This is a genomic window from Pseudomonas sp. efr-133-TYG-23, assembly GCF_030209215.1.
GTDB lineage: Bacteria > Pseudomonadota > Gammaproteobacteria > Pseudomonadales > Pseudomonadaceae > Aquipseudomonas > Aquipseudomonas rhodesiae.
This window is the reverse complement of the sequence record NZ_JARVSL010000006.1, coordinates 19,890-35,591: the sequence shown is the minus strand read 5'-3', so window position 1 is coordinate 35,591 and position 15,702 is coordinate 19,890. Positions and strand designations below refer to the sequence as shown.

At 60.9% G+C, this 15,702-nt stretch carries 17 protein-coding genes; 8 read left to right on the top strand and 9 right to left on the bottom strand.

Features of this window, described 5'->3' with window-relative positions:
* Positions 1–50: 50 nt before the first annotated feature.
* The 3 genes from QRN41_RS03780 to gntR form a co-directional block, all read right to left on the bottom strand.
* Entirely contained in the window at positions 51–683 is a 633-nt protein-coding gene (locus QRN41_RS03780) for a glutathione S-transferase family protein (protein ID WP_167416694.1), read from the bottom strand.
* A 128-nt stretch (positions 684–811) separates the two neighbouring features.
* Positions 812–1,051 (bottom strand): DUF6124 family protein, encoded by a 240-nt coding sequence (locus QRN41_RS03775; RefSeq protein ID WP_167416695.1) that lies wholly within the window; start codon positions 1,049–1,051, stop codon positions 812–814.
* A gap of 314 nt (positions 1,052–1,365) precedes the next feature.
* A complete protein-coding gene (gene gntR, locus QRN41_RS03770) occupies positions 1,366–2,397 on the bottom strand; it encodes an HTH-type transcriptional regulator GntR (protein ID WP_162276713.1) in 1,032 nt (343 codons plus the stop codon).
* A gap of 213 nt (positions 2,398–2,610) precedes the next feature.
* Here gntR and QRN41_RS03765 point away from each other — a divergent pair, with 213 nt between their 5' ends.
* Both QRN41_RS03765 and QRN41_RS03760 read left to right on the top strand, forming a co-directional pair.
* Positions 2,611–3,144 (top strand): gluconokinase, encoded by a 534-nt coding sequence (locus QRN41_RS03765; RefSeq protein WP_167416696.1) that lies wholly within the window; start codon positions 2,611–2,613, stop codon positions 3,142–3,144.
* Positions 3,145–3,227: 83 nt separating this feature from the next.
* Positions 3,228–4,580: a GntP family permease gene (locus QRN41_RS03760; protein ID WP_034100026.1), complete on the top strand. Its 1,353-nt coding sequence runs from the start codon at positions 3,228–3,230 to the stop codon at positions 4,578–4,580.
* Positions 4,581–4,739: 159 nt separating this feature from the next.
* Here the strand turns inward: QRN41_RS03760 and alaC are convergent, their stop codons facing one another.
* Positions 4,740–5,951: an alanine transaminase gene (alaC, locus tag QRN41_RS03755; protein WP_285421177.1), complete on the bottom strand. Its 1,212-nt coding sequence runs from the start codon at positions 5,949–5,951 to the stop codon at positions 4,740–4,742.
* Between the two features lie 196 nt (positions 5,952–6,147).
* Here alaC and QRN41_RS03750 point away from each other — a divergent pair, with 196 nt between their 5' ends.
* Entirely contained in the window at positions 6,148–6,630 is a 483-nt protein-coding gene (locus tag QRN41_RS03750) for a GyrI-like domain-containing protein (RefSeq protein WP_034139083.1), read from the top strand.
* 74 nt (positions 6,631–6,704) lie between these two features.
* Here the strand turns inward: QRN41_RS03750 and QRN41_RS03745 are convergent, their stop codons facing one another.
* Entirely contained in the window at positions 6,705–7,190 is a 486-nt protein-coding gene (locus QRN41_RS03745) for a GNAT family N-acetyltransferase (RefSeq protein WP_040269256.1), read from the bottom strand.
* A 145-nt stretch (positions 7,191–7,335) separates the two neighbouring features.
* Here QRN41_RS03745 and QRN41_RS03740 point away from each other — a divergent pair, with 145 nt between their 5' ends.
* The 3 genes from QRN41_RS03740 to QRN41_RS03730 are packed head-to-tail and all read left to right on the top strand — an operon-like array spanning position 7,336 to position 9,368.
* Complete coding sequence (locus QRN41_RS03740; protein WP_285421176.1) at positions 7,336–7,755, top strand: YybH family protein; 420 nt, start codon at positions 7,336–7,338, stop codon at positions 7,753–7,755.
* A 42-nt stretch (positions 7,756–7,797) separates the two neighbouring features.
* On the top strand, positions 7,798–8,142 hold the full coding sequence (locus QRN41_RS03735) for a YciI family protein (RefSeq protein WP_285421175.1): 345 nt from the start codon (positions 7,798–7,800) through the stop codon (positions 8,140–8,142).
* Positions 8,139–9,368 (top strand): RNA polymerase sigma factor, encoded by a 1,230-nt coding sequence (locus QRN41_RS03730; RefSeq protein WP_285421181.1) that lies wholly within the window; start codon positions 8,139–8,141, stop codon positions 9,366–9,368. The genes QRN41_RS03735 and QRN41_RS03730 overlap by 4 nt, the downstream gene beginning before the upstream one ends.
* A 5-nt stretch (positions 9,369–9,373) precedes the next feature.
* Here the strand turns inward: QRN41_RS03730 and QRN41_RS03725 are convergent, their stop codons facing one another.
* Entirely contained in the window at positions 9,374–10,228 is an 855-nt protein-coding gene (locus QRN41_RS03725; RefSeq protein ID WP_167416699.1) for a LysR family transcriptional regulator, read from the bottom strand.
* Positions 10,229–10,316: 88 nt separating this feature from the next.
* Between QRN41_RS03725 and QRN41_RS03720 the strand changes: the two genes are divergently transcribed.
* The gene (locus QRN41_RS03720) at positions 10,317–10,829 is read left to right on the top strand and encodes a multidrug/biocide efflux PACE transporter (RefSeq protein WP_285421174.1); all 513 of its coding nucleotides are present in this window, start codon (positions 10,317–10,319) and stop codon (positions 10,827–10,829) included.
* Here QRN41_RS03720 and QRN41_RS03715 read toward each other — a convergent pair.
* Entirely contained in the window at positions 10,728–11,486 is a 759-nt protein-coding gene (locus QRN41_RS03715) for an SDR family NAD(P)-dependent oxidoreductase (RefSeq protein WP_285421173.1), read from the bottom strand. The genes QRN41_RS03720 and QRN41_RS03715 overlap by 102 nt on opposite strands.
* Positions 11,487–11,591: 105 nt before the next feature.
* On the opposite strand from QRN41_RS03715, the gene QRN41_RS03710 reads away from it, so the two are divergent.
* Positions 11,592–12,488, top strand: coding sequence for a LysR family transcriptional regulator (locus QRN41_RS03710; protein WP_034100007.1), 897 nt, complete (start codon positions 11,592–11,594; stop codon positions 12,486–12,488).
* Between the two features lie 304 nt (positions 12,489–12,792).
* On the opposite strand, the gene QRN41_RS03705 is transcribed toward QRN41_RS03710, so the two are convergent.
* The gene (locus QRN41_RS03705; protein ID WP_034100006.1) at positions 12,793–14,409 is read right to left on the bottom strand and encodes an inorganic phosphate transporter; all 1,617 of its coding nucleotides are present in this window, start codon (positions 14,407–14,409) and stop codon (positions 12,793–12,795) included.
* A 129-nt stretch (positions 14,410–14,538) separates the two neighbouring features.
* A complete protein-coding gene (locus QRN41_RS03700; protein WP_123478755.1) occupies positions 14,539–15,561 on the bottom strand; it encodes a transporter in 1,023 nt (340 codons plus the stop codon).
* Positions 15,562–15,702 lie beyond the last annotated feature (141 nt).

Genomic DNA, 15,702 nt, shown 5'->3' with positions numbered 1-15,702 from the left:
GCGATTTATTGCGTTTACCGCTTATGGCTCAAGATTTTATGGCGCAACAATCAATTATGCCCATCCAGGGCAAACGCCTTGAAGCCCGCATGCTGGCTGAGCCTTTCGTAATAGGTCGCCACCGCCGGAAAAGGCGGATGCTCCATCGGCGTCATGCGCCAGCGGTGCACCGACAGGCCGATAAGGATGTCGGCCAGGGTGAACTCATCGCCAGCGACGTAGGCCTGCGTCTTGGCCAGTTGCTGTTCGAGGATGGCCATCTTGTCGTTCCAGCCCTGCACGCCGGCCTGGATACGTTGCGGGTCCTGATAGTCCGGGTTTTTGCGCACCAAGGCGTGGAACGCGTAGCCCCATGACGGGTTCAGCTCGGTGGCCTGCCAGTCCATCCACTGCTCCACTCGGGCCCTGGGCGCGGGCTCGGCGGGCAGCAGATCATGCCGTTGGTAAAGGCCGACCAGGTAACGGCAAATGGTGTTGGATTCCCACAACACGCCGTGGTCATCGATCAGCACCGGCACCTGGGCGTTGGGGTTCAGGGCCATGAACTCAGCGGATTGGGTGGGTGTGTAGCCGATGCCCCAGTCTTCACGCACGTAGTCGATGCCCAGTTCCTGGCAGGTCCAGAGCACTTTTCGCACGTTGATGGAGGACGTGCGGCCCAAGATTTTCAGTGAGTGTCCCATGGTGCTTTCCTGGCGATGGAGAGAAGGACAATCTAGCAGGGGCGGCAGGTTACGGCGATATTTCCACGCGGCACGGTTGAAAAGGTGAGAGGAGCGAGCCCCTTCCCACCGGCTGAACGGTTAAGCGCTCAACAGCGCGGGGTATGTTGATCCATGGCTTTGCCGACCAGCAATACGCTCAGCTCACTCAATTGATAAATGGCCAAGGCGATATCGCGGTGTTTGCCGGTGAGGTCATCGGACAGGTTGAGCAGCAAGGTGCTGACGGAACAGACGGTTTCGTAACTGTTGATCAGCAGGGTTTCGGTGGGGGCATCGGGGATGACGGTGAAGAGGGTGGTTGGGGGCGTATCGATTTCTTTGATCATTGGATAGTCCTGGAATGAGCGGCCGTCTCTTCGCTACTAAACGAGGGTGGCAGCTGTACGCAGGTTAGTAGACCGGTGGACTCCAAAGCCGGCGCACCCGAAGGTGCCCTACGCACAGCCGCCATCAAGCATGGGACGAGGTTTGTGCACTAAGGAGATCCGAATCCGGGCTACTAAACCCGATCACCGAGAAATTCAGCGACCGGCAAACCTTAAAGACCGCCCTCCAGGCGCACAAGCCGGCGGATTCTGGCGTAAGCGTAGGCAACCGGGCAAGACGCTTAACGCAATGTCAGCCGCTTCCTACACCCGTCCTACGTACTCTCCCGCACCCGCAACTCAAACCCCATATCCACCACCGGCTTGGCGATCTTGTTGCCCGCCATGATCGTCAATAAATGCTCCGCCGCACGCCGGCCAATCGCTTCGCGCGGGGTGCTGATGCTGCTCAGGCGCGGCACCATGAAGGACGAGGAGGGCAAGTCGTTGAAGCCCAGCACTGCCACGCGTTCCGGCACTTTGATGTTATGGCGCAGGGCTTCGAGCAAGGCGCCCTGGGCCAGGTCGTCGTTGCCGAAGAAAATCGCGTCCACCTCCGGATGGCTGGCCAGCAACTGCAGGAACAATTCGCCGCCCAGGCCCACAGAGGAGGGGCGCGGAGTCAGCAGTTCCAAGGCGGGGTCGTACAGGCCGGCCTGTTGCAGCGCACGGCGAAAGCCTTCGCCGCGCAGCAGGGTGCGTTGGTCCAGTTGCGCGCCGATGTAGGCCAGGCGTTTGCGCCCACGGGCGATCAAGTGCGCCGCCGCCGTTTCGCCGGCGGCCAGTTGCGAGAAACCCACGCAGTTCACGCCAGCATTCGGGTCCAGGTCCATCATGTAGACGCAGGGCACGTTGCTGGTCTCGACCATCCGTCGGGCGCTTTCGGTGCGGTCGAAGCCGGTCAGCAGCAAGCCACGGGGCTGGTAAGCCATGTAATTGCGCAGCAGGTTTTCTTCTTCGTCGCGCGAGTAGTGGGAGTTGCCGATCAACACTTCGAAGCCTTTGGGCCGCAGCACCTGGTGGATGGCTTCGAGGGTTTCGATAAACAGCAGGTTGGACAGCGAGGGCACCAGCACCACCACCGAATGGCTCTGGGCCGAGGCCAAGGCGCGGGCGGCAGGGTTGACCACGTAGTTCAATTCAGCAGCGGCCTGTTGGACTTTCTCCACCAACTCCGTCGCTACGGTGCTGATGCCGCGCAAGGCGCGTGAGGCGGTAATGGGGCTGACGCCGGCCAGGCGGGCGACTTCGTTGAGGGTGGGGCGCCCTGTGGTGCGTAGTTTTTTATCGTTCTTAGAGGTCATCAGGCGGCTTGCCAAACAAAAATCGAGGCACTAAGGTAGCGCTGTCTCCAAAAGGCTGCAAATACTTGAACGTTGGGTTGCCTGATCCTGTTCAAACCGTTGGAGCGGATGCACGCGTCACTCCATAAAAAAAGACAAGACGGCGCGGGAAAAGCCTGTTTTTGCACTAGCCTTACAGCGTGCAAAGGTAGCGCTATCTGCGTCCTGAGGTGTTTCATGAGTCAACCTGTTACCGCCCTGGTCATCATGGGTGTTGCCGGCTGCGGCAAGACCAGTGTCAGCGAGGCCGTGTGCCGCCTCAACGGCGCCACCGCCATTGAAGGCGACAGCTTTCACCCTGCCGCGAACATCGAAAAGATGAGTGCCGGCCACCCCCTCAACGACGACGACCGCGCCGGCTGGCTCGATATCCTCTGCGATGAGCTGCGCCGCTCGCTCAAGGCCGGTCAACACCCGGTACTGACGTGCTCGGCCCTTAAGAAAAAATACCGCGACCATCTGCGCGAAGCCGCGCCGGGCCTGGGTTTCGTGTTTCTGGAGCTGACCCGTGAAGTGGCCGCCGACCGCGTGTCCCACCGCCCCGGCCATTTCATGCCCGCCAGCCTGATCGACAGCCAGTTCGCCACCCTCGAATCGCCCATAGGCGAGCCACTGACCCTGGCCCTCAACGCCAGCGACGACAGCGTCGAGCAACTGGCCGAGCAGACCGATGCCTGGTGGCGTGAGCACGGTTTTGAACCATCCAAATAATTTTTTGCCGGACAAGATAGCGCTATCCCCGGCAGCGAATTCAACACCCGCTTTAATAACAACAACAAACAGGAGAGACCCCCATGTTTGGCATGTCCCACGAGTCCTACCTACTGCTTGATGCAGTAGTCACTATTATCGGGCTGATCGTGTTGATCACCCGGTTCAAGGTTCACCCCTTTATTGCGTTGATCATCGCGGCGGGCTTTCTCGGCCTGACCTCGGGCATGCCCGTGGACAAGATCATCAAGGCGTTCCAGGACGGTTTCGGCGGGGTGCTCGGCTTTGTCGGCATCATCCTCGCCTTGGGCACGATGCTCGGCAAAATGATGGCCGAATCCGGCGGTGCCGATCAGATCGCCCAGACCTTGATCCGCGCCTTCGGCAAGGAAAAAGTCCAGTGGGCCATGATGTTCGCCGCGTTCCTGGTGGGCATTCCGTTGTTCTTCGAGATCGGCTTTGTACTGCTGATCCCGCTGGTGTTTATCGTCGCGCGCCGCACCGGTGTGTCGCTGATTAAAATCGGCATCCCGCTGCTCGCCGGCCTGTCGGCGGTGCATGGCCTGGTGCCGCCGCACCCGGGTCCGCTGCTGGCCATCGGCGTATTTGGCGCGGACATCGGCAAGACCATCCTGTACGGCCTGATCGTCGCACTGCCGACCGCCATCATCGCCGGCCCGATCTTCGGTACGTTTATCGCCAAGTACATCCCGGGCAATCCGTCCCAGGAACTGGTGGATCAACTGGCCCGCGAGCCGGAAAGCAAAGACCTGCCGAGCTTCGGCATCACGCTGGTTACCGTGCTGCTGCCGGTGTTCCTGATGCTGCTCAAAACCTTCGCTGACATCGCCTTCGCCGAAGGCCATGTCGTGCGTAACTGGATGGACATGATCGGTCACCCGATCACCGCGTTGCTGCTGGCACTGTTGCTGTCGTTGTATACCTTCGGTGCGCGTCAAGGCATCCACTCCAAGCAGATCCTCAAACTGCTCGACGCCAGCCTTGCGCCGACCGCCGCGATCATCCTGATCATCGGTGCCGGTGGTGGCTTCAAGCAGATGCTGGTGACCAGCGGCGTGGGCGATGTTATCGGGCATATGGCCGTCACCGCGCAGATCAACCCGATCCTGCTGGCGTGGCTGGTGGCGGCGGTGATTCGCGTGGCAACCGGTTCGGCCACCGTGGCCACCATTACCGGCGCCGGTATTGTGGTGCCGGTGGTGGGCATGATTCCGGGGGTTAACCGCGAGTTGCTGGTGCTGGCGACGGGGGCGGGTTCGTTGATCCTGTCTCACGTCAACGATGCGGGGTTCTGGCTGGTCAAGCAGTACTTCAACATGACCGTGGCCGAGACGTTCAAGACCTGGACCGCGATGGAAACCATCCTGTCCGTAGTGGCGTTGATCTTCATCATGTTGCTGTCGTTGGTGGTTTAACAGGCAAACCACAAGGCAAGGGTGAAAACCCAATCGAATGTGGAAGGGGGCTTGCCCCCGATAGCGGTGGATCAGTCACTTGATGCGGTGACTGACACTCAGCTATCGGGTGCAAACCCCCTTCCACATTTTTAATTGCATTTCTGCAACACAAATGGCTCAGGCTTTCTGGATCAACCCATCCGCCCGGAACATCCCGCGAATCCCACGTACCGCTTGGCGAATGCGGTCCTGGTTCTCGATCAGCGCGAAGCGCACATGATCATCCCCATACTCGCCAAAGCCGATCCCCGCTGACACGCACACCTTGGCTTCCAGCAGCAGCTTCTTGGCAAATTCCAACGAGCCCATGGCGGCATACTGCTCGGGAATCTTGGCCCACACGTACATCGACGCCTTCGGATTCTCTACCATCCAGCCCAACTCATGCAGGCCCTTGACCAGTACGTTGCGGCGCTGACGGTATTGCTCGGCGATGTCTTTCACACACTGTTGGTCGCCTTCCAATGCCGCAATCGCCGCCACTTGCAGTGGGGTGAAGGTGCCGTAGTCGTGGTAACTCTTGATCCGCGCCAGGGCGTTGACCAGTTCCGGGTTGCCCACCATAAAGCCGATGCGCCAGCCGGCCATGTTGTAGCTCTTGGACAGGGTGAAAAACTCCACCGCAATGTCCTTGGCGCCCGGCACCTGCATGATCGACGGAGCTTTCCAGCCGTCATAGACGATATCGGCGTAGGCCAGGTCGTGGATCACCAGCACGTCATATTGCTTGGCCAGCGCAATCACACGTTCGAAGAAATCCAGCTCCACGCACTGCGCGGTGGGGTTGGACGGGAAACCGAGGATCATCATTTTCGGCTTGGGGATCGAACCGCGGATCGCCCGTTCCAGCTCGGCGAAGAAATCCACGCCAGGCACCAGCGGCACCGAGCGCACCTGGGCGCCGGCAATCACGGCACCGTAGATGTGAATCGGGTAGCTGGGGTTGGGCACCAGCACAGTGTCGCCTTGATCCAGGGTGGCCAGCATCAAGTGCGCCAGGCCTTCCTTGGAACCAATGGTGACGATGGCTTCGGACTCGGGGTCGATGTCCACTTCATAACGGTCTTTGTACCAGCGCGAAATCGCTCGGCGCAGGCGCGGAATGCCTTTGGAGGTGGAGTAACCGTGGGTGTCTTCACGCTGGGCCACTTGCACGAGTTTTTCAACGATGTGCGGCGGCGTGGCGCCGTCGGGGTTACCCATGCTCAAGTCGATGATGTCTTCGCCGCGCCGACGCGCAGCCATCTTCAGCTCGGCAGTGATATTGAACACGTAAGGGGGGAGTCGATCGATGCGCGCAAAGCGGCGCGGCGAAGCTTGTTCGGCCATTGTTGCCTCGAGAGTACGTAAGCGCCCGGAACCGTCCGAGCGACGTTGGCCACTGCGGTGGCCTGCGGGGCAGACAATACGGTCGGTGATGGCAAGTTGTCCAGATACGTAGGAAAATTTTCTGCATGGAGTACAGTCCGGGTATGCCCCTATACTCGATGCGGGTTTGTTCCCTCATAAGAAGGAGACTGTTCGTATGGATCAGCAGACAAAACAACCGTTGGAACCGCGCATGGAAGAAGGCAGTGCCATGGTGATCGCAGGGGTGCAAGGGCGGTATTCCAAGGCGACCGTGGGCGATATTCCACGCTTGTGGGAGTTATTCGACAGCTGCATCAAAGAGATCAAGCGACGTACCGGCGGCGTGACCTATGGGGTGTGTCACAACCCCCACCACGATGAGTTCGATTACCTGGCCGGGGTGCAAGTGCCGAGCAAGGATGACGTGCCGAGCAACTTCAAGTACGTCGAAATTCCGGCCCGCCGCTACGCGGTGTTCCCGCATTACGGCGCGGTTCAGGCGCTGGCGCAAACCTACGAACGCATCATGTTCGAATGGCTGCCGCATTCCGGGTTCAAAGTGGCCGGCGCGGATTTCGAGCGCTACAGCGCCGATTTCGATGTGAAAAAAGGCACGGGCACGGTGGAGGTCTGGGTGCCGGTCGAAAAGCGCGGCTGAGTTGAGCGCCCCTGTCGCGTAAACATGACACAAGCGTCTGAACGGCATGTTTACGTGACATCCATCCCTGCGGATTAAAGTGCAAGGCTCAATCTGCGCTCATAGCCAACCCGGCCCTTGTACGCCTCACCGCTGTCTACCCAGCCGAGCCCCAAATACAAGCCCATCGCCGCCACGTTGTCCGTGTCCACCGACAACTCCAACCCCTTGATCTGCGGCCATGCTTCAAGCGCCGCCGCCGGCAGTGCCAGCAGGCACGCCTTGCCGAACCCACGGCCCTGTTGCCGACGGTCCACCTGCAAGGCATGCAGGGTGGCGCTGTGTGCGTCGGCCCAGTGGGGCAGACAGGGAGGGCGTTTAAGCAACAGGAAGGCCACCGGGACGTCGTCGGCCAACAGTGCAAAGCCTTTCACGCCAGGGCTGGGTTTAGCCAACAGGCTATTGAGTGCGCAATACATATCGCCGCAAAACGGCAGTTGCTCAGGATGAACTTCGATGGCATTGAGCTGCTGTTGTTGCAGGTCAGTCAGTGCCCCATAGGCGACCAGGCGGGTATGCATCGAGGGTATCCGGAGGGCTGCAAGTAGGGGCGCAGTCTATCGGGTTTGATGGGGGCGAAATTATTTTTCAGCAGCCTGTCGATTTGCCCCCTGCGCGTTCGACTAAGGATGACTTTCGGATTTTCCACCCCAAGGAGTTATCGCCATGAGCACCGCAATCAACCGCCTGATCGAAGAATGGAAAAATGCCGTCCTAAGCCGCGATGTCGACAAGATTGTCAGCTATTACGCCGACGATATCGTCTCATTCGACGCCGTTAACGCTCTGCAATTCAAGGGTAAAGCCGCCTACCGCAGCCATTGGGAAGAGTGCATGAAGCACTGCCCAGGCCCGGGGATTTTCGAGTTTCATCAATTGCGCATCGTCGAGGCGGCCGACAGCGCGTTTGCCCACTGGCTGGCGCACTGCGGCGGGACCGGCCCGGACGGTGAGTTGAAGGCCTGCTGGATGCGCGTCACCGCCGGTTATCAGCGCATCGCGGGCCAGTGGAAAGTGGTGCATGAGCATTGGTCAGCCCCCTTCGATATGGAGAAAGGCACCGCACTGTTCGACCTGAAACCTTGAGCTGCGCGAACTATAGTCAGCATTCCGACAACGGAGATATCCATGAAATACCTCTGCCTGATCTACAGCGACGAAACGTTGCTGCATAGCTCACCCGACAGCCCAAAAGATCCGGAGTGCCTTGCCTACGCCCAGGCCATTCAGGCCAGTGGTCGCATGCTGGCCGCCGAGCCGCTGCAACCTGTGGCCAGCGCCACCACCGTGCGTAAGCGCAATGGCCACTTATCGATCACCGACGGGCCATTCGCCGAAACCAAGGAGCAGCTCGCCGGTTTCTACCTGATCGAAGCGCGGGATTTGAACGAAGCGCTGCAGGTGGCCGGTGGCATTCCGGCGGCACGGGTCGGTAGCGTCGAGGTGCGGCCCGTACGCGAGTTGTCGCTCTGAACAGCCACTCTATTGAGGCCCTCTATCGCAGCGAATCGCGACGCGTCCTGGCGACGTTGATTCGCCTGCTGGGGGATTTCGACCTTGCCGAAGAAGCCCTGCACGAGGCGTTTTCCGTCGCGCTCGAACGTTGGCCCCAGGACGGTCTGCCCGACAACCCACGGGCCTGGCTGATCTCCACCGGCCGTTTCAAAGCGATCGACCGCTTGCGCCGCCAGGCGCGTTTTACGCCGTTATCGCAGGCGCAGGCCGATGCGCTGGAAGCGGCTGAGTGGAGTGTCGAAGACGTCGAAGACGACCGCCTGCGCCTGATCTTCACCTGCTGCCACCCGGCGCTGGCGCCGGATGCCCAGGCTGCGTTGACCTTGCGCGAGATCTGCGACCTCACCACCGAAGAAATCGCCCGAGCCTTCCTGAGCACACCCACCACCATCGCCCAGCGCATCGTGCGGGCCAAGGCCAAGATCCGCGAGGCGAACATTCCTTATCAGGTGCCATCCCTGGCGGAACTGCCGGAGCGCCTCGACAGCGTGCTGCGCGTGGTTTACCTGGTGTTCAACGAGGGCTATTCGGCGTCCATCGGCGCAAACCTCACCCGCGACGAATTGAGCGGCGAAGCCATTCGCCTCGGGCGGCTGTTACTGGCGTTGCTGCCGGAGCCGGAAGTAATGGGCCTGCTGGCGTTGATGCTGCTGCATGAGTCCCGCCGTGCGGCGCGCACCTCGGCGAGTGGGGAGCTAGTGTTGCTGGATGAGCAGGACCGCACGCTTTGGGACGCGTCGTTAATCACCGAAGGCTGCGCGCTGGTGCAGCGAGCGCTGAGCACCCGAGGCTTTGGCCCGTATTGCCTGCAAGCGGCGATCGCTGCCGTACATGCCGAAGCGCCTCACGCGGCTCAGACGGATTGGCCGCAGATCGTCGGGCTGTACGACGTGTTGCTGGGCCTGCTGCCGTCGCCGGTGATTGCGCTGAATCGAGCGGTGGCGGTGGCCATGCGCGACGGGCCGCTGGCGGGGTTGCAGCAGGTCGATGGGATCCTGGCGCGCGGGGCGTTGCAGGATTACCACTTGGCGCACGCGACCCGGGGCGAGTTCTGCCGGCAACTGGGAAGGTTGAAAGAAGCGCGGTCTGCGTATGAAAAAGCCCTGTCACTGACCCAACAGGCCCCGGAAAAGGCCTTCCTCGAACAACGCCTGGCTCAACTTGTCAGCGCTTCAATGCCCTAGAAATATCATTCGAGCATCTTGCCCAACAACCAACTCCCCGCCGGCCCTGGCGGATGGTGCCGCGACCACAACGCATCCACCGCCACTGAGCGCGGCCAGCCGCGTGCCTTCAGTTCCACCAATTGCCCGCCGCCAAACCGCTCCACCAACCAGCGCGGAATCGGCGCCCAGCCGAAACCCAACTGAGCCATTTCCAGCAGCATCAGGTAGCTGGGGGCCGACCAGACACGTCCGCTGGCGCGGGTTTCATTCGGGTTGATGATGCTTGCCAGGCGCAGTTCGCGATGCTGTTGCAGGGCCTGCGCGGTGAGGGTGTCGAGGCTGGCCAACGGATGCTTGGGGGATACGAACAGGGCGATTTCCGTGCGTTCCTCCACGGGCGCGCAGGTCAGGTCCGGTGGGTACAGGTCCTGGTGTTCAATAAATGCGATCTGCGCACGGCCGCTCTGCACCAAGGCGATCAGGTCTTCGCATTCGGCGATCAGGCATTCCAGCTCAAGGTCGGGGTAGCGTCGTTCGAACGCGCTGAGGGCGGCCTCGAAACGGTCGGACTGGTAGGTGTCCGACATGGCGATACTCAGCTTCGGCTCCAGCCCCTGGGCCAACTGACTCGCCGTCAGGGCCAGCCGGCTATTAGCTTCCAACACCTGCTCGGCGCGTTGCAGCAACACATGGCCCGCCGGGGTCAGTGTGGGTTTGCGACTGCTGCGGTCGAACAGCTCCACATCCAGGTCGATCTCCAAGCTCGCCACCGCTGCGCTGACGGTGGACTGGCTCTTGCCGAGCTTGCGCGCCGCCGCCGAAAACGAGCCTTGGGTCGCCGCCTGGACAAATGCCTGCAGCACTTCATGTGAAGCCATGACTATCGCCTTGATCGATGGTTATTGGTTATGAAGTATCGATCCGCCGGGTAACCATGGCAACTCTCGTTACGCACGGAGCCGGGTTATGCACCCCACCAAATCGATGACTGAACGTGTTGGCCAAGCCTTGGGCTTTGAGGGGTTGGCCTTGTTGATCTGCACGCCGCTGCTGGTCTGGATCACCGGGCGACCGGCCTTGGAAATGGGCACGGTGACCTTGGGCCTCAGCCTGCTGGCGCTGAGCTGGAACATTGTGTTCAACAGCCTGTTCGACCGCCTCAAAGCGCGCCTGCAACTGTCCGGCGGCGCATGGACGCGGGTACTGCATGCGCTGCTGTTCGAAGGCGGGCTGATTGTCGTCGCGGTGCCGTTGATTGCGGCGTGGCTGAATATCAGCCTGATGCAGGCGTTGATGCTGGACATAGGTGTACTGCTGTTTTTTTTGCCGTACACCTATGTGTATCACTGGGGCTATGACGTGCTGCGCGAGCGTTTCTTACAGAAACATGCCACCCGACGCCTCGATCCGCTGACCGGTAATCCAATGACTACCGTCGGCCAGCAGGCTGGCAATGGCCCCGCCGATATCGTCCGGTAAGCCCGCGCGGCCCAGGGCGGTGTTGCTGGCGACCATTGCGTTGAGGTCAGCGTTATCGCGCACGGCACCGCCGCCGAAGTCGGTTTCAATGGCGCCAGGGGCGAGGATGTTGACGCTGATGCCACGGCCGCCCAGTTCCTTGGCCTGATAGCGGGTCAGCACTTCCATGGCGCCTTTCATGGCCGCGTAAGCCGCATAACCGGGCAGGCTGAAGCGCGCCAGGCCGCTGGACACGTTGAGGATGCGGCCGCCGTCGCGAATCAATGGCAGTAGCTTCTGGGTCAGGAAAAACGGGCCCTTGAATTGGATCGCCAGCAGTTGGTCGAACTGTGCTTCGGTGGTTTCGGCGAAGCTGGCGTGAATGCCGATACCGGCGTTATTGATCAGAAAATCAAAGCGATCCTGTGCGAAAACCTCTTTCAGCACGCCAGCCACATCGCCGACAAAATCACCGAACGTGGCACTCTGGCTCACATCCAGCTTCAGCATCGCCGCGCGCCCGCCCAATTGTTCGATCTGTGCCACCAGTGCCTGGGCTTCGTCGGCCTTGCTGTGGTAAGTGCCGATGATGTCGACGCCCTGGGCGGCCAGGTGCAATGCTGCGTTTTTACCCAGGCCTCGGCTGGCGCCGGTGATCAATGCGATTTTACGGGTCATGGTGCAGTCCTCTGATGTGATCGAGGGAAGAAGTGTATTTGTCCGGTAATAACATGATAAACAACGCTAAATCGGAAACACTGGCCGGATAAGGCGAACAATCCCATGAACAAACTTGAGCTGCTGCGCACCTTTGTGCGCGTCACCGAACTGTCGAGTTTCACCGGCGCCGGCGAGAGCCTGGGCCTGCCGCGTTCCACGGTGTCCGAGCATGTGCAGGCGCTGGAGGAGCTGCTCGGCGCGCGCTTGTTGCAACGCACCACGCGCAAGGTCCAAGCGACCCAGGACGGTCGCGTGCTGTACGAACGCAGCAAGGATTTACTGGCGCATATGGAGGAACTCGAAGGCTTGTTTCGCCAGGACGAAGCCCAACTGGCCGGGCGGATCCGCGTGGACATGCCCAACGCCCTGGCACGGGAAGTGATCCTGCCGCGGCTGCCCTCGTTCATGGACGCCCACCCGCTGATCGAGCTGGAAATCAGCGCCACCGACCGTCAGGTCGACCTGCTCGCCGAAGGGTTCGATTGCGTATTGCGCATCGGCGCGCAGCCGGATCAAACCGTGGTGGCCCGCGCGCTGTGCAGCCTGCCGATGATCAACTGCGCCAGCGCCACCTACCTGCAACGCTTCGGCGTGCCGCAGACCTTGGCCGATTTGGCCGACCATCACCTGGTGCATTACGTACGCCCGCTGGGGTCACGTTCGGCGGGTTTCGAGTACCTGCAAGGCAACAAGGTGCAACGGATTCCCATGGCGGGGCGGGTGACGGTCAACAGCACCGATGCGTACAAGTCGGCCTGCCTGGGTGGTTTCGGGATTATTCAAGTGCCGACCCTGGGCATGCTCGACGAATTGGCGCGCGGTGAATTGGTAGCGATCTTGCCGGACTACTCGCCACCGCCGTTGGAGGTGGCCCTGCTGTACGCCGGGCAACGGCATTTGCCGTTGCGTGTTCGGGTGTTTATGGACTGGTTGGCCGCCATGGTGCAGACCCACGTTTAATCCCGGCTCCACCCTGGTGGGAAGGGGGTTGCTGTGGTGAGCAAGCCTGTTTGGGTGAGGGGGGCTTTGTGGTGAGCGGGCTTGCCCCGCGCTGGGCTGCGAAGCGGCCCCATTCCAGACGATATGGTTTAGCTGAGACACCGAGGTGCCTGGATTTGGGGCTGCTTCGCAGCCCAGCGCGGGGCAAGCCCGCTCACCACATAAAGCCCGCTCACCACAGCAAGCCCACCACCACAGAAAGCCCGCTCATCACCACAAGCCTGTTTCCCACAGCAGTACCACCCACAGGTTTGCTCAAGGTACGTCAGAACAGGTTGGTAAACAGCCAGTACAGGCTGCCGGACAACACAATCGCCGCCGGCAGTGTCAGTACCCAGGCCATCAGCAAATTGCGGATGGTCTTCATCTGCAAGCCGCCGCCATTGGCCACCATGGTGCCCGCCACGCCGGAGGACAACACATGGGTGGTCGACACCGGCAAGCCATACATGTCTGCCGCGCCGATGGTCAGCATTGCCACGGTTTCCGCCGCGGCGCCCTGGGCGTAGGTCATATGGGTCTTGCCGATCTTTTCACCCACCGTCACCACGATGCGCTTCCAGCCGACCATGGTGCCGAGGCCCAGGGCGATGGCCACGGCGATCTTCACCCACAGCGGAATAAAACGCGTGGAGTTGTCGATCTGCTGTTTGAACAGTTGCAGCTTGTCTTGGGTGTCGGCATCGAAATGACCGACTTTGCCCTTGTCCATCAAGCGGATGGTTTCGCTCGCCAAATACATGTCATTGCGTACGTTGCCGACCGCTTCGGCGGGGACTTTGGCCAGGGAGCCATAGCCTTTGACTTCATCGCCGATATGACCGGTCAGGGCGGCGAGGGCGGGCACCAGTTCCGGGGTGGCTTCCTTGGTGCGCACGTATACCGAGAGCACTCCACGCGGGTCGCCGGTCAGCGGCTGTGGGGCGGATTTGACCAGCGCGGCCTGGGTCACTTCGGCCACCGCCGCAAACTGCAACGATTGCTCGGCGGGCATGGCGCGGTTCAGGGCATAGGCCATCGGCAGGGTGCCGACCAGGATCAGCATGATCAGGCCCATACCTTTCTGGCCATCGTTGGAACCGTGGGCGAACGACACCCCGGTGCAGGTGGCGATCAGCATGCCGCGGATCCACCACGGCGGCGGAGTGTCGCCTTTGGGCGCCTTGTACAGCGCGCGGTTCTTCACGAAGGCGCGCAGGGCCAGCAATAGCAACGCGGCAAACACAAAGCCGATCAGCGGCGAGAGCAGCAAGGCGTAACCGATCTTGATCGCCTGGCTCCAGTCCACCCCGCTGGTGCCGTCACGCCCGTGCATCAAGGCGTTTGCCACGCCCACGCCGATGATCGAACCGATCAGGGTATGGGACGACGACGCCGGTAAACCCAGCCACCAGGTGCCCAGGTTCCACAGGATCGCCGCGATCAGCAGGGCGAAGATCATGGCGAAACCGGCCTTGGAGCCCACCTGCAGGATCAGCTCCACCGGCAGCAGGGCGATGATGCCGAACGCCACCGCGCCGCTGGAAAGCAACACGCCGAGAAAGTTGAAAAAGCCTGACCACACCACCGCGAAATGCGGCGGCAGCGAATTGGTGTAGATCACCGTGGCCACGGCGTTGGCGGTGTCGTGGAAACCGTTGACGAATTCGAAACCCAGGGCAATCAGCAGTGCCACGCCCAACAGGAGGAAAGGCGTCCAGGTGGTGAGCTGTGCGCCCATTTCATGCATGTCGTGCATCAGGCTATAGGCGGTGAACAGCAAGCCCATGGCGAGCACGGCGAAAAAGATGATCACTGTCAACAGGCTGGGTTTCTTGTCCAGCCGAGGTTTGGGGTCTGCCGTTGCGGTGGACAGCGAGGCAGTCAGGGAAGGGGTGGCCATGCCGGAGCATCCAGATTAAGGAGGATGTCGCCCATGATCATTGCAGAATGTTACAGAGATGCTGCGTCAAGTCATGGTTTAAGCAATTGAGGCCACCGTCGGTCTGTTCCTACGGCGGGATTACTCGTCTCAGTAGTCTTTACGCTTGCGGAATGCCCAGCGCCCGGCAATCAGAGTGAACGTCGCTACCAGCGCCACCAGGATCCAGAAGCCCTGCGGGTCTTGGGAAAGCGGCACGCCGCCCACGTTCATGCCGAAGAAGCCGGCGATGATATTGATCGGCAGCGCCAGCACCGTCACCACGGTGAGGGTGAACAACGTGCGGTTGCTCTGCTCGTTGAGGTTGGCGGCAATTTCTTCCTGTAGCAACTTGATGCGCTCACCCAGGGCCGTCAGGTCGTTGATGATCAGCGCGAACTCCTCGGTGGATTTACGCAGCTCTTTCACGTCTTCCTTCTGCAACCACTGCGGCGGGCGATTAAGCAAGCGCAGCAGCGAGCCCGGCTCCAGCGCCAGCAGGCGTTGCAGGCGCACCAGTACCCGACGCATGGCGCCCAGTTCGGCGCGGTTGGTAGACAGACGCGAGGAGAGCAACTGGTCTTCGATATGGTCGACGCTGATGCTGGTTTTGCGCACGATCTGCGTCAGCACCTCGCCTTGATCGCGCAGCAGATGCACCAGCAATTCCAGGGGCGAACGAAAGCGCTCGCCGCCTTTGACCGACGAACGCAACTTGTCCACCGAGTGCAGCGGTTGCAGGCGCGCACTGATCAACAGGCGGCTGCGCGCACATACCCACAGCGTGGAAATATCCGACGACACCATGCTGCTGAAGTTGAACACCACGTCGTTGACCACGGCCAGCAACGCCGAGTCGACATGTTCGATCCGTGTGGAACGGGAGCCTTCGTGCAGCGCCTCAAAAAACTCCTCGGGCAATTGCAGATGCGCTTTCATCCAGCGCTCGCAGGCGGCGTGCGCCAGGTTCAGGTGCAGCCATAGGAACTCATCCGGATCGGCCGGTTGCTGCAACGCTTGCAAGGCCGTGGCTGAATCAATCTGTTCGCCTTTTTCACCTGGGCGAAAACGAAAACCGTAGAGCAAGCCAAACAGATCGGAATCCTGGTGGCTGTGGTCGATGCTGTGGTTCATGGAGGCTCGCAGAGAAAGCGCCTGTAGGACGTTTCACAGGTTCGCATGGGCGAATCATTGCAAGGCTGTATGACGCGGACATTACGGTTTGAAGACGCCCATAAAAAAGCGCCACCCGAAGGTAGCGCGTTTTTAAAGGGG

What these genes read in the sequence shown, in the direction of transcription:
- QRN41_RS03780 (WP_167416694.1), bottom strand. Translation starts at nt 683, where the DNA reads ATGGGACACTCACTGAAAATCTTGGGCCGCACGTCCTCCATCAACGTG.
- QRN41_RS03775 (WP_167416695.1), bottom strand. Translation starts at nt 1,051, where the DNA reads ATGATCAAAGAAATCGATACGCCCCCAACCACCCTCTTCACCGTCATC.
- QRN41_RS03765 (WP_167416696.1), top strand. Translation starts at nt 2,611, where the DNA reads ATGAGTCAACCTGTTACCGCCCTGGTCATCATGGGTGTTGCCGGCTGC.
- QRN41_RS03760 (WP_034100026.1), top strand. Translation starts at nt 3,228, where the DNA reads ATGTTTGGCATGTCCCACGAGTCCTACCTACTGCTTGATGCAGTAGTC.
- alaC (WP_285421177.1), bottom strand. Translation starts at nt 5,951, where the DNA reads ATGGCCGAACAAGCTTCGCCGCGCCGCTTTGCGCGCATCGATCGACTC.
- QRN41_RS03750 (WP_034139083.1), top strand. Translation starts at nt 6,148, where the DNA reads ATGGATCAGCAGACAAAACAACCGTTGGAACCGCGCATGGAAGAAGGC.
- QRN41_RS03745 (WP_040269256.1), bottom strand. Translation starts at nt 7,190, where the DNA reads ATGCATACCCGCCTGGTCGCCTATGGGGCACTGACTGACCTGCAACAA.
- QRN41_RS03740 (WP_285421176.1), top strand. Translation starts at nt 7,336, where the DNA reads ATGAGCACCGCAATCAACCGCCTGATCGAAGAATGGAAAAATGCCGTC.
- QRN41_RS03735 (WP_285421175.1), top strand. Translation starts at nt 7,798, where the DNA reads ATGAAATACCTCTGCCTGATCTACAGCGACGAAACGTTGCTGCATAGC.
- QRN41_RS03725 (WP_167416699.1), bottom strand. Translation starts at nt 10,228, where the DNA reads ATGGCTTCACATGAAGTGCTGCAGGCATTTGTCCAGGCGGCGACCCAA.
- QRN41_RS03720 (WP_285421174.1), top strand. Translation starts at nt 10,317, where the DNA reads ATGCACCCCACCAAATCGATGACTGAACGTGTTGGCCAAGCCTTGGGC.
- QRN41_RS03715 (WP_285421173.1), bottom strand. Translation starts at nt 11,486, where the DNA reads ATGACCCGTAAAATCGCATTGATCACCGGCGCCAGCCGAGGCCTGGGT.
- QRN41_RS03710 (WP_034100007.1), top strand. Translation starts at nt 11,592, where the DNA reads ATGAACAAACTTGAGCTGCTGCGCACCTTTGTGCGCGTCACCGAACTG.
- QRN41_RS03705 (WP_034100006.1), bottom strand. Translation starts at nt 14,409, where the DNA reads ATGGCCACCCCTTCCCTGACTGCCTCGCTGTCCACCGCAACGGCAGAC.
- QRN41_RS03700 (WP_123478755.1), bottom strand. Translation starts at nt 15,561, where the DNA reads ATGAACCACAGCATCGACCACAGCCACCAGGATTCCGATCTGTTTGGC.